The following is a 676-nucleotide window of genomic DNA, read 5'->3' on the forward strand; positions in this document are numbered from 1 at the left end:
ATTTTTTCCCTTTTCTCCGGTTGCAATCTTTACACAGCATTTGAAGATTATCCGGTAAAGTTTTGCCGCCTTCTGTCCAAGGGGTTATGTGGTCACCTTCCATTTCGTCAATGTCAAACTTTTCTTTACAGATTTTGCATTTGCCATCCTGTTTTTCATAAGCGGTACGTTTCTGGCTGTCAGTAAATGCACGTATACTCAAGTATTTTTCATCGCCTGTTATAAGGTACGGATATATGCCTGATTTTTTGGTAACGTCATCATCCTCCATTAATTCCTTAACTCGCTTTTCCATTTCGGCATTTTTAAATTTTTGCTTGCCGTATTTATTAAACAGTTCGCCCCACGGTACGCCTTTCATCTCTTTTCGGTAATTTGGAAAAATTGTTTTAACCCAATTTATTACTCCCATGAAATACTGCCATAATTCATTGGCATTATCTTCATTTTGATTTTTAGACATATAATCTTCGATATTGCCTTTGCTTATCCAGTCAAGAGCTGTTTCCAATATTTCCTGCCGTATTGCAGAACCGTTGACATAATCTTTTGCAAGGTTATGGGCGGCACATCCTGTTTTGCTAAAATGGCGTTTAGCGTCTGTAAGCCACGAACCTGTATAAACGGCATTTCGCAATTCCTGCGGCGTAAGTTTTTCACCTGCAATGTTAATAAT

Annotated in this window: 1 protein-coding gene; it reads right to left on the reverse strand. The window is 38.3% G+C overall.

Annotated elements, in window-relative coordinates; genetic code table 11:
- The coding region (locus ACYVRH_RS13960; RefSeq protein WP_461257488.1) for an HNH endonuclease at positions 1–676 on the reverse strand (676 nt) is incomplete at both ends.

The sequence above is a fragment of the Treponema sp. R80B11-R83G3 genome, from assembly GCF_054786115.1.